This is a genomic window from Cupriavidus sp. WS, from assembly GCF_000395345.1.
GTDB lineage: Bacteria > Pseudomonadota > Gammaproteobacteria > Burkholderiales > Burkholderiaceae > Cupriavidus > Cupriavidus basilensis_B.
The window spans coordinates 16,843-28,292 of sequence record NZ_AQPL01000222.1 but is presented as its reverse complement, the minus strand read 5'-3'; the positions used below and the strand labels follow the sequence as shown (position 1 = coordinate 28,292).

Below are 11,450 nucleotides of genomic sequence, written 5' to 3'. Positions count from 1 at the left end.
CGCCGCGTCGGCGGGCCGCAGCATGCCGGCAAAGCGGCCGGGCGCCTTGATGACGCTCGCGACCGGCACCGAGGGCGGCGGCGGGACGTCGCTGAACACGGTGCGGCCGGCGGCGTCGCGCCACTGCCATTGCGCCTGCGCGGCGGCGGGGTGGCAGAGGCAGGCCAGGGCGGCGAGCGTGAGGGTCGCGATCGGGTGCGTGGCGAGGTGCGCGGTCAGGCGCGCAAGCATGGGTTTCATTGGCTCGGGTCGTCGGGTCGGGTGACAGCCTGCGGGGAGCAACGGGAATCGGAGAATCGGCGAATCGGCGAATCGGAATATCGCGGCCGCGCGGCCGGACCGCCGCGACTGCGGCGCTAGTTTAGGCAGACTTGCCGGTGGCGTGCAAGCGCACCGACCACGCCACGCCGACCATCAGCAACACAATGGCGGCGATCTCCAGCGGGCGCGGCAGGCGGTGGTCGAACACGAAGCCGTAGGCCAGCGCGAACAGCGTCTCGAACACGATCATCTGGCCCGACAGCGTGAGCGGCAGGCGGCGGCTCGAGATGTTCCACAGGTTGTTGCCGATCAGCGACGCGCCCAGCGCCACCGCCGCGTTGACCATCCAGAACCATTGCCAGTCGCGCCCGCTGCCGGCGTCGCCCAGGCGGTCGCCGGCCAGCAGCCAGCCGGCGATGGCCAGCACCACCGAGACCACGCCGGTGGAGATGCCGTACAGCGCCGACCACTCGTTGCCGCTGTACTGGGGATTGCGCTGCAGGTAGCGCGCGTTGTCGACCGCATAGAGCGTCCAGCACACCAGCGCGCCGGCCGCGCACATCACGCCGGCCACGCGCTCCCACACCGTGCGCGCGGCCTCGCCGGCGGCCGGCCCGTGCGCGCCGGCGCCGCCGCCGAACAGGTCGAGGTTGATGCAGGCGATGCCCGCGGCCACCACCAGCAGCGGCCAGATCAGCCGCGCCAGCGGCACCGCGCCGTGGTCGCGCCGCCCCATGATGGTCACGGAGATGGGCAGGATGCCGATGATCAGCGAGGTCGGGCCGACGCCGGCGAGCTGCACGCCGAAGGCCAGCAGCACGTAGTAGAGCAGGTTGCCGGTGAAGGCCTGGCGCAGCAGCGCCACGCAGTCGGCGCGGGTGAGCTTGCGCGCGATGCGCGTCATCAGCGGCAGCGCGGCGGCGAACGCCACCAGCCCGTAGGCCAGGTAGCGGCCGATGGCCAGCTCCCACGGCGAGAAGACCGGCAGCAGCTTGGGCGCGATGAACACCATGCCCCAGAACGCGCCGGCCAGCAGGCCGCACAGTACGCCGATCCCCATCGTGGTCCGCCTATGCCGGAAAAAAGACAAAGAGCATAGCAGACTCGCACAAGGGCACTCGCAGGCGCATCAAGAAACGTGCCATTCCTGTATAATTCGGTTTTGCGCCTAGAGGAATTGCTATGCGTCTTGTCCAGAAAGCACTCACATTCGATGACGTGCTGCTCGTGCCGGCCTATTCGTCGGTACTGCCCCGTGATGTCTCCCTCCGCACCCGCCTGACCCGTTCGATCGAACTGAACATTCCGCTGGTATCCGCCGCAATGGATACCGTCACGGAAGCCCGCCTGGCCATTGCAATGGCGCAGGCCGGCGGCATCGGCATCGTCCACAAGAACCTGAAGCCGGCCGACCAGGCCCGCGAGGTGGCGCGCGTCAAGCGCTACGAGTCGGGCGTGCTGCGCGACCCGATCACCATCCCGCCGGACATGAAGATCCGCGATGTGATTGCATTGTCACATCAATACGGCATCTCCGGCTTCCCCGTGCTGGAAGGCAAGTCCGTGGTGGGCATCATCACCAACCGCGACCTGCGCTTCGAGGAAGACCTCGACGCACCGGCGCGCGCCAAGATGACCCCGCGCGAGAAGCTCGTCACGGTGGGCGAGGACGCCTCGCTGGAAGACGCCAAGCGCCTGATGAACCGCCACCGCCTCGAGCGCGTGCTGGTGGTCAACCAGGCCTTCGAGCTGCGCGGCCTGATCACCGTCAAGGACATCCAGAAGGCCGTGGAACACCCGCTGGCCAGCAAGGACGACCGCGGCCAGTTGCGCGTGGGCGCGGCGGTAGGCGTGGGCCCGGACAACGACGAGCGCGTCGACCTGCTGGTCAAGGCCGGCGTCGACGTGATCGTGGTCGACACCGCCCACGGGCACAGCCAGGGCGTGCTCGACCGCGTGCGCTGGGTCAAGCAGAACTACCCGCAGGTGCAGGTGATCGGCGGCAACATCGCCACCGGCGCCGCCGCGCGCGCGCTGGTCGACCACGGCGCCGACGGCGTCAAGGTCGGCATCGGCCCCGGCTCCATCTGCACCACCCGCATCGTCGCCGGCGTGGGCGTGCCGCAGATCACCGCGGTGGCCAACGTGGCCGAGGCGCTCCAGGGCACCGGCGTGCCGCTGGTGGCCGACGGCGGCATCCGCTACTCGGGCGACATCGCCAAGGCACTCGCAGCCGGCGCGCACGTGGTCATGATGGGCGGCATGTTCTCCGGCACCGAGGAAGCGCCGGGCGAGGTGTTCCTGTACCAGGGCCGCTCGTTCAAGAGCTACCGCGGCATGGGCTCGGTGGGCGCGATGAAGGACGGCGCGGCCGACCGCTACTTCCAGGAAGACAACACCGCCAACGTCGACAAGCTGGTCCCCGAAGGGATCGAAGGCCGCGTGCCCTACAAGGGCTCGGTCACGGCCATCATCCACCAGCTTTGCGGCGGCGTGCGCGCCTCGATGGGCTACTGCGGCAGCAGCTCCATCGCCAGCTGGCACGAGACTTCCGAGTTCGTGCAGATCACCGCCGCCGGCATGCGCGAATCGCACGTGCACGACGTGCAGATCACCAAGGAAGCGCCGAACTACTACATCGACTAAGTCGATTCGACCAGTGGCTGCGCGGGGCGCGACGCCCCGCCAGCCGCGCGGCCCGGTACAGGTTTCCCCCGGGCCGAGCCGGCCGCGCCCCCAGGCCGGGCCCACGCCTGACCGGAGGAGATTTCATGAAAGTATTGCTGCGAGCTGTGCTGTTCCTCGATGCCCTGCTGCAGTTGCTGCTCGGCGTTGTCCTGCTGCTGTCGCCTTTCACGACGCTCTACAGTGCGCTGCAACTGCCGCAGCCCCAGCCCCCGCTCTACGGGCAACTGCTCGGCGTCGCGCTGATCGGCCTGGCGCTGCTGCTGTGGCAGGCCACCATCAACGGCCAGCTCACGGTCGCGGTGGCGCGCACGGTCGGGCAGGTCAACCTCGTCAGCGCGATCCTGATCGTGGCCTGGATGCTCATGCTCGACCTGCCGGTGCAGGGCGCGGGCAAGATCTGGCTGCCGGTGCTGGCCGCGGTCCTCGCTTTCTTTGCGGCCGTGCAGCTGCCCGCCGCCAAGCGCGTGCGCGTGCGCGAGCGCGCCGAACGCGACAAGCGCGAACTGCAGAAAGACGCGCAGAACAAAGATGCCGGCACGCCGCCCGCGGCACGCCGGCCGCAATCACCCGAATACCGGCAAGAGCCCGGTATCACCCCGCCGCCCGGCTATGGCCCGGGCACCGAGGTGATGCCCGAGCCCGCGCTGGACGACACGCCATCCGCCCATCATGCACGACAAAATCCTCATCCTTGACTTCGGCTCGCAGGTAACGCAGCTGATCGCCCGCCGCGTGCGCGAAGCGCACGTCTACTGCGAGATCCACCCGAACGACGTGTCGGACGAATTCGTGCGCGAGTACGCGCCCAAGGGCGTCATCCTGTCCGGCAGCCACGCCAGCACCTACGAAGACCACCAGCTGCGCGCGCCGCAGGCCGTGTGGGACCTCGGCGTGCCGGTGCTCGGCATCTGCTACGGCATGCAGACGATGGCCGTGCAGCTGGGCGGCAAGGTGGAATGGAGCGACCACCGCGAATTCGGCTACGCCGAAGTGCGCGCGCATGGCCACACCGCGCTGCTCAAGGACCTGGAAGACTTCGCCACGCCCGAAGGCCACGGCATGCTCAAGGTCTGGATGAGCCACGGTGACAAGGTCGCCGAGCTGCCGCCCGGCTTCAAGCTCATGGCCTCCACGCCGAGCTGCCCGATCGCCGGCATGGCCGACGAAGCGCGCGGCTACTACGCCGTGCAGTTCCACCCCGAAGTCACGCACACCGCCAAGGGCCGCGACATCCTCGAACGCTTCGTGCTCAAGATCGCCGCCGCCCGGCCCGACTGGGTCATGCGCGACCACATCGCCGAAGCCGTCGCCAGGATCCGCGAACAGGTCGGCGACGAAGAAGTCATCCTCGGCTTATCCGGCGGCGTCGACTCGTCCGTGGCCGCCGCCCTGATCCACCGCGCCATCGGCGACCAGCTCACCTGCGTGTTCGTCGACCACGGCCTGCTGCGCCTCAACGAAGGCAAGATGGTCATGGAAATGTTCGCCGGCCGCCTGCACGCCAAGGTCGTCCACATCGACGCCGCCGAACAGTTCCTCGGCCACCTCGCCGGCGTCACCGACCCCGAAGCCAAGCGCAAGATCATCGGCCGCGAATTCGTCGAGGTGTTCCAGGCCGAAGCCAAGAAGCTCAGCAAGGCCAAATGGCTCGCGCAAGGCACCATCTACCCCGACGTGGTCGAATCCGGCGGCACCAAAACCAAGAAAGCCACCACCATCAAGAGCCACCACAACGTCGGCGGCCTGCCCGAGACGCTCGGCCTCAAACTGCTCGAACCGCTGCGCGACCTGTTCAAGGACGAAGTGCGCGAACTCGGCGTCGAACTCGGCCTGCCGCCCGAGATGGTCTACCGCCACCCGTTCCCCGGCCCGGGCCTGGGCGTGCGCATCCTCGGCGAAGTCAAGCGCGACTACGCCGAACTGCTGCGCCGCGCCGACGCCATCTTCATCGAAGAACTGCGCGCCACCATCGCCACCGAACAGGACGCCGCCGCCGGCCTGTGCGAACCCGCCCAGGTCGGCAAGAGCTGGTACGACCTGACCAGCCAGGCCTTCGCCGTGTTCCTGCCGGTCAAGTCCGTCGGCGTAATGGGCGACGGCCGCACCTACGACTACGTCGTCGCGCTGCGCGCGGTGCAGACCACCGACTTCATGACGGCGCATTGGGCGCATTTGCCTTATGCGTTGCTGGGGCGTTGCTCGAACCGGATTATCAACGAGGTACGTGGCTTGAACCGGGTGGTGTATGACGTTTCGGGGAAGCCGCCGGCTACGATTGAGTGGGAGTGAGGGGTGAAAAAACTCCTTATAAATCAAAAACTTACGGCATGTTTTGCATGTGCAAGTTGATGAAATATAGCCGGTGATCTATCTCTAAGCTATTGATTTAAAAAGGTAATCGTCTTCTTCATCCTCTCTTGGTCGATTGTTGCGAGACGCTGAAATCGACGGTATCGGCGACGGTAGAAATGGCGCTCTCAGCTTAGGTCCGAGCTAGGCTAAGTGCCATACCGTCTGCCGATACCGTGCGACACGGTATGCTGCGGTCAAAAAAGTCAGGTTTCATGCGGGTTGGCGGGCAGGTGTACGTCGTCTGGCTGGAAGGCATTCGTCTCTTTCAGATATTCATCGTGGTTCTTTAGTTTTAAGTAGCTTAGGGCGCCATGCCCCTGCATACAAGCTGGCAAAAGGCAGAGAGCCGTTTTTCGGCCAGTTTGCCGGTTGTTTTAGGGTGGCGACGTTGAAGGCTGTGGCTTGAGACCGTATGAGGCAGGGTCTGGTGCTCAAGCAAGTGGTTAGGCGCTCGGTGTTGAGTGGAAATCTGTAGGTTTCGCGATTGGTGATGGCAACAGGCCGTCTCAATTTAGGAAATCTACATGCTTACAGACTTCACCCTTCGGAACCTCAAGCCTCGCTCGTCCCTCTACAAAGTCTTTGATCGTGAAGGGATGTACGTGGCCATCTCACCGACAGGGTTCATCTCCTTTCGATACGACTACAGCATCAATGGTAGGCGCGAAACACTGACTATCGGCCGTTATGGCTTCGGCGGAATTTCGCTCGCCGCTGCGCGGGACAAGCTGTCGGCAGCTAAGCGGTTGGTGCGCGATGGAATCTCCCCAGCCATCCAGAAACAGCGCGAGAAAGCCCGTGGGCCCGAGATCAAGACCTTCGGTGATCACGCTGTCCATTGGCTTTATGGGGCTGCCATGGCTCCTTCTACTAGAGCGATGCGCAAGAGCGTGCTGGATCGCGACATCCTGCCGATCTTCAAAAAACGTCTCCTGAACGAGGTCCAAGCGGAGGATCTCCGTGCTCTATGCCTGCGCGTGAAGGAGCGAGGAGCGCCCACGGTGGCCGTTCACATTCGTGACATCATCAAACAGGTCTATGGCTACGCGAACCTTCATGGGGAGAAGGTGAGCAATCCAGCTGATGATGTCAGTGCAGCGTCTATTGCCACGTGCGTGCCGAAAGATCGAGCGCTATCTCCTGAGGAAATCCAGCTGATGTGTCGGCAGTTGGAACTTGTCCCGACCCATTCGGCGATCCGGCTCGCGTTGCGGCTGATCCTGCTGACCTTGGTCCGCAAGAGTGAATTGATCGAGGCGACTTGGGATGAAGTCGATTTCGAGACGGCTGTATGGACCATTCCGAAGAGCCGCATGAAGGGGAGGAGGGCGCACAACGTGTATCTATCTTCTCAGGCTATGGACATCATGATCGCGCTGCGTACGTATTCAGCTGGGTCAAGGTATATATTGCCTTCGCGTTATAGCGCGGATCGATGCATGTCCAAGGCTACTTTGAATCGAGTAACGCAGCTCATTTCAGAGCGGGCGAAGGCCGCAGGGCTGCCATTGGATTCATTCACTGTCCATGATTTGAGGCGAACGGGGTCTACATTGCTTAATGAGGCCGGTTTCAATGGTGACTGGATCGAAAAGTGCCTCGCACATGAAAGTGGACGGTCTTCTCGGTCGATTTACAACAAGGCGGAATATGCCGAGCAGCGTCGTCACATGCTTCAAGAATGGGCGAATATAGTCGATGCATGGGCTGCCTGCGAAACATACACGCCGATTTTGACTCCCGTGGCGACAACTTGGATGGTCAATCATGGGAAACGTGATGAGGTGGCGGTTTGCGAGAGCTCCCCTGCATAGTCGTAGGGGAGGTCACTATGAGGCGCTGAGTTCGACTCTCGCTACTTCGTGATTTTCGTTTCATTACAAAACCCCGAAGATTGTCATAATGAGCGGGCTGCGAACATCGTAGCCCGCTTTTCATGGCTTTCATGGTGTCCCGTAACGACTCAGTGGCTCTGCATTCGACTCGGAGTTCCCCTGCGATCGTCATTTTTGAGCTTCGGATTCGTGTCGGCCCGCTTCCCGGCGTCCGGTTCCAGGCTGTGAGGGAGTGCGTTGCAATCCGAGAGCATTTCCACCTCTGACCAGTGTGTTCTTTGTTTTGGGCGCGCTAAGGTTCGGTCCGTTCATCCTAGACCTTGATAAGGATGAGGAAGGCTGCAATCTTCATTAGCTTTCGTGTCCTAGGTTTTTTTTGTTACGATTGAGACCGAGTACGGGGCGACTACCGTGCTAGCCATTGTGGCGTGTTCCCTGAATAACGAAAGAATTAGGAGAGGGACATCTTGATTTCGATCTTGCATACAGCCGATTGGCAGATCGGCCGAGTCTTTTCGCAATTTGAGCCTGACGACGCTGCTGCATTGTTCGAGGCCCGCTTTGTGGTTGTGGAACGGCTGGCTGCTATCGCTACCGAGCGCTGCGTCGATGCCGTCTTGGTCGCAGGCGACGTGTTTGATGCTCAGACAGTTTCCGACAAGACTATTCGACGGCTGTTTAATGCGATGAGAGGCTTTGCGGGCACGTGGGTGCTCATTCCAGGCAACCATGATGCCGCGTTGACCGAGTCGGTTTGGACCCGTGCCTTTCGCATAGATGCCATTCCCAGTAACGTTCTCCTTTGCCTAAAAGCCGAGCCTGTTGCCGTAGCGGGAAAATTCACCCTGCTGCCGGCGCCGCTCACTCAACGCCATACTCATAGCGACCTCACCGAGTGGTTCGGTACAACGCCCGGCGGTGATGGGTTGCCTCGGATCGGCATCGCGCACGGGTGCGTGCAAGGAATTCTTCCTGGCGAGATTGACTCGGCGAATCCGATTGCCGCTGACAGGGCGCAAGACGCGGGGCTGGCCTACCTCGCTTTGGGCGACTGGCATGGCACCAAGCGCATCGACGATAGGACCTGGTATGCCGGAACACCGGAGACAGACCGTTTCAAGGCCAATGATTCGGGCCAAGCGCTTTGGGTTTCTATCGAAGCGGAGGGAGCTGTGCCCGTTGTTGAAGCGGTGCGAACCGGTAAGTTCAACTGGCTTCAGTTAGAAACGGAGATGGCTGTCGACTCGGATATTGACGGGATTGTGGACATTTTTAACACGGCGGGGAATGATGATGTTCTGCAAGTACATGTCTCTGGCACCTGCAATTTGGCAGGGCATCGTAAGCTCATTGCCGCGCTGGGCGCGGCACGAGCCAAAGCGCGCGCCGTGGTCTGGGACAGTACTGCATTGAGGCTGGAACCGACTGAAGAAGACATTCAGGCGCTGCATGTCGACGGGTTTGTGGGAGAAGTATTGCAGCAGTTGCGAACAGAGCAGAACGGTAGCGACCCCGAGCTTGCGCGAGACGCGATTCTTGCGCTGGCGCGAGTGCTTGACGCCCAGGGGCCTCGTGCGGGAGCTGGAGCATGAAGCTCAAGCGTTTGCGAATCGAGAACTTCAAGCGGTTTCGTACTCCACTGGAATTGAGCGGCCTTGTCGATGGCCTGAACCTGTTCGTGGCCCCTAATGAGTCGGGTAAGTCCACCGTGGTAGAGGCTATCCGCGCGGCATTCTTCGAACGACACCGGTCCAGTGCGATGGAGTCGCTGCGGCCTTGGAGCGACAGCTCGGCGACGCCAACTGTCGAAATCGAATTCGAACTTGGCAGTAAACCTGCACGGCTCACCAAGGCATTCTTGGGCAAAAAGCGTTGCGAGCTGAAGATCGATGGCAAATCAATAGATGGAACTGCCGCGGAAGACCATTTAGGCGAGCTCCTAGGGTTTCGCTTTGCTGGCAAAGGCGCCAGTTCGCCGGAGCACATGGGCATTCCAGGGCTCCTGTGGATCAAGCAGGGAACGTCGCACGAAATCTCTGACGCTGTGCGTTTCGCAGGTGATCACCTGCGAAACGCCCTTGGAGACACGCTGGGAGAATTGGCGGCCACCAGTGGAGACGTCATTATCAAGACTGTTGAGACAGAGCGTAACGAGCTTCTTACCCCGTCCACTGGGGCTCCACGCGGTGCTTTTTCGGAAGCTCTTAGCCGTCGCTCGGCGCTTGAGACTGAGCTAGAAGTATTGCGCAAGGACATTGAAGCCTACCGAACCGGTGTCGATCGTCTCGCAGGCTTGCGCCGGGATCATGACCGTGACAACGATACGCGCCCTTGGCTTGCGTTGCGTGAGCAGTTGGCGCTCGCCCAAGCGCGATTGGATGACGCCAAAGGGCTGTCCGAAAGGAAGGCAGCGCAAGATGCTGTGTTGAAGCAGGCTACGGTGCAGGTGAATGCCTTGCGCGATCAGCTCCAAACCATGGCGCGAGACGATGAGGCCCTCGGGCTGCGTGTGGAGAATTTGGAAGCTGCTCAACAGGGGCTGTGCCAGGCGCGGAGGCAGCTTCAGGCATGGGAGCCGCGTCAAGCGGCTGCCGTACAAGCTGACGTCAAGGCGCGAGAACGTTTGCATGCAGCGCGCCAGGCGGCTGCCCGCGTTGCCCAGGCAAAGGCCGTTGAAGACCTCACAGCGCATGTCGCTGCGCTCGAGTCGAGTCGAAGCAAAGCTCAAGTCGAGCAAGACAGGCTGACACAACTACAAGCCGATGCCCAGGCGCTTGCAATGCCTGCTGGTGAGCTTAAGCGGCTGCGCGAATGTTCCGAAACGCTCCGCACCGCACAAGCGAGATTGGACGCTATCTCTACGGCTCTTGAGTTTGAGCTACTCCCAAGTGCGAAGGTTCGGATGGCAGAGATGGAGGTGACAGGGGCCAAACGCTTGACCGTTGTCGCTCGCACTGGCATAGACATTGAGGGCGTAGGCCGTATCACTGTCCTGCCGGGGGGAGAAGACCTCGAGAGCCTTGTTAGTGATCGCGATCGCCTGCGGGATACACAGGTATCTATTCTGCAGGCGTTGGGGATTGCAAGCCTAGCCGCTGCCGACGAGCGGGAACGTCTTCAGGGGCAGCGTGCCGCCGAGGCCAAAGCCTCGGCGGCGGTGCTTGCTGCCCACGCCCCAAAGGGCCTTGTCGCGCTGACCACGGAGGTGACTGCGCAAACCACCAAGCTTACCGAAGCCAAGCAGGTGCTTGATGCAATGACAGCGCCTGCTTATGCCGAGGCGTCGGTGCCCGTCGTGTCGCAGGCAGAGTCAGAGGAGGCGGCTGCGCGGACTGCCCTTGCTGATATTTCCGCAGAGTTGAACGAAGCGAAGCTCGCTGTCAGTGATGCGAGCGCAAAGGTCAGAGCAGCGGAAGATGAGCTTGTGGCTGTCAAGGTGACCCTGAACGATCCGCGACGGGCAGAGAAAAAGGCGGAAGCGAGTCACGCCTTGACCGATGCGCTCGCATACCAGACGACGGCCCAAAGTAGGGCTACTGAACTTGCCGTGCGACTGCAGACGATAAATCTGCCGGTGCTCCAGCAGGATGTCGAGAGGTTCGACCGGAGTGCAAAGCAGATTGAAGCTTCTCACGCGCAGCGGGCCACAGACATCACTCGACTCGAGGCAGACCTGGAGGCGAAGGGGGCTCTTGGGCAGGAGGAAGCTGCTGCGGAAAAGCAGCGAGAGTTCGAGCAAGTGGATCGGCGGTGCACTGAGCTAGATCGCAGGGCGAAGGCGCTGGACCACTTACTAAAGCTGCTCAATGAAAAACGCCTGGACCTTGCGCGGCGCTTGCGGGCACCACTTCAAAAGCACCTAAACCACTATCTGCAGATCCTGTTTCCAGGGGCGCACATCGAGGTAGGTGAGGACCTCTCCCCCGGGCTCATTACGAGGGTGGACACCAACGGAGTTGAATGTGGAGAATTTGAAGAACTGAGCGTGGGGGCCAGGGAGCAGATGGGTGTGGTGGCGCGTCTCGCATATGCTGACTTGCTCCAGGCTGCGGGGAAACCAACTTTGCTTATCCTTGACGACGCGCTGGTGAACACCGATCAGGAGCGCCATGGCCATATGAAGCGCGTCCTCTATGACGCGGCGGCCCGGCATCAGATTCTGATTTTTAGTTGCCATCCGCAGGCGTGGCAGGACTTGGGTGTCGCCGCGCGCAGCCTCGTATAGAGAGCTTCCAATCGGCGACAGATTGACGGATAGCCATGGATGGCAGCTTTTGGGATTGTGTCGGCACAATGCCGAATCAAAGAACTTAG

At 62.0% G+C, this 11,450-nt stretch carries 8 protein-coding genes; 6 read left to right on the top strand and 2 right to left on the bottom strand.

Translation table 11 applies throughout. The features are described from left to right. Both K206_RS0118725 and K206_RS0118720 read right to left on the bottom strand, forming a co-directional pair. A partial coding sequence (locus K206_RS0118725; protein WP_369796902.1) for a DUF4124 domain-containing protein occupies positions 1-240 on the bottom strand: 240 nt, incomplete at its 3' end. Positions 241-361: 121 nt separating this feature from the next. Beyond that, on the bottom strand, positions 362-1,321 hold the full coding sequence (locus K206_RS0118720) for a DMT family transporter (RefSeq protein WP_020203921.1): 960 nt from the start codon (positions 1,319-1,321) through the stop codon (positions 362-364). Positions 1,322-1,443: 122 nt separating this feature from the next. On the opposite strand from K206_RS0118720, the gene guaB reads away from it, so the two are divergent. The 6 genes from guaB to K206_RS0118700 all read left to right on the top strand — a co-directional run bounded on the left by guaB (position 1,444) and on the right by K206_RS0118700 (position 11,361). Beyond that, positions 1,444-2,907: an IMP dehydrogenase gene (gene guaB / locus K206_RS0118715; RefSeq protein ID WP_020423833.1), complete on the top strand. Its 1,464-nt coding sequence runs from the start codon at positions 1,444-1,446 to the stop codon at positions 2,905-2,907. Between the two features lie 125 nt (positions 2,908-3,032). After that, entirely contained in the window at positions 3,033-3,644 is a 612-nt protein-coding gene (locus tag K206_RS0118710; protein WP_029043804.1) for a hypothetical protein, read from the top strand. Then, complete coding sequence (gene guaA, locus K206_RS0118705) at positions 3,619-5,238, top strand: glutamine-hydrolyzing GMP synthase (protein WP_020203918.1); 1,620 nt, start codon at positions 3,619-3,621, stop codon at positions 5,236-5,238. Before K206_RS0118710 ends, guaA begins: the two co-directional genes overlap by 26 nt. Before the next feature lie 587 nt (positions 5,239-5,825). Then, on the top strand, positions 5,826-7,115 hold the full coding sequence (locus K206_RS41705; protein WP_020203917.1) for a tyrosine-type recombinase/integrase: 1,290 nt from the start codon (positions 5,826-5,828) through the stop codon (positions 7,113-7,115). Between the two features lie 488 nt (positions 7,116-7,603). Beyond that, positions 7,604-8,728, top strand: coding sequence for a DNA repair exonuclease (locus tag K206_RS41700; protein ID WP_081651444.1), 1,125 nt, complete (start codon positions 7,604-7,606; stop codon positions 8,726-8,728). After that, positions 8,725-11,361 (top strand): AAA family ATPase, encoded by a 2,637-nt coding sequence (locus K206_RS0118700; RefSeq protein WP_029043803.1) that lies wholly within the window; start codon positions 8,725-8,727, stop codon positions 11,359-11,361. The genes K206_RS41700 and K206_RS0118700 overlap by 4 nt, the downstream gene beginning before the upstream one ends. Positions 11,362-11,450 lie beyond the last annotated feature (89 nt).

Excerpts from the sequence above, each read along its gene's own strand:
- guaA (WP_020203918.1), top strand. The coding sequence starts at position 3,619 with ATGCACGACAAAATCCTCATCCTTGACTTCGGCTCGCAGGTAACGCAG.
- guaB (WP_020423833.1), top strand. The coding sequence starts at position 1,444 with ATGCGTCTTGTCCAGAAAGCACTCACATTCGATGACGTGCTGCTCGTG.
- K206_RS0118720 (WP_020203921.1), bottom strand. The coding sequence starts at position 1,321 with ATGGGGATCGGCGTACTGTGCGGCCTGCTGGCCGGCGCGTTCTGGGGC.
- K206_RS41705 (WP_020203917.1), top strand. The coding sequence starts at position 5,826 with ATGCTTACAGACTTCACCCTTCGGAACCTCAAGCCTCGCTCGTCCCTC.
- K206_RS0118700 (WP_029043803.1), top strand. The coding sequence starts at position 8,725 with ATGAAGCTCAAGCGTTTGCGAATCGAGAACTTCAAGCGGTTTCGTACT.
- K206_RS0118710 (WP_029043804.1), top strand. The coding sequence starts at position 3,033 with ATGAAAGTATTGCTGCGAGCTGTGCTGTTCCTCGATGCCCTGCTGCAG.